The 247-nt window shown below is 61.5% G+C and carries 1 protein-coding gene; it reads right to left on the bottom strand.

Annotated features, from left to right (window positions below):
- The coding region (locus SB771_RS36230; protein ID WP_410722189.1) for a cation:proton antiporter at positions 1–247 on the bottom strand (247 nt) is incomplete at both ends.

Genomic DNA, 247 nt, shown 5'->3' with positions numbered 1-247 from the left:
GTGACCACTGCGATACCCGCGCTCAGTTGACCGGTCTGCGCGATGCCGGACAGCAGCACGAGCATCGCGATGGCGAGAATGTCCTCGACGATCAGAATCCCGAACACCAGTTGCGCGAAGCTCTCGCGCTTCAGACCCAGTTCGGAAAGCGCCTTGACGATGATCGTGGTCGACGAGATCGCGAGGATCGCGCCGAGGAACAGCGAATCCATCGGACTCCAGCCGAACGCGCTGCCGATCTCGTAAC

The sequence above is a fragment of the Burkholderia sp. SIMBA_051 genome (genome assembly GCF_046534915.1).
GTDB lineage: Bacteria > Pseudomonadota > Gammaproteobacteria > Burkholderiales > Burkholderiaceae > Burkholderia > Burkholderia ambifaria.
This window is presented reverse-complemented; position numbering and strand designations above follow the sequence as displayed.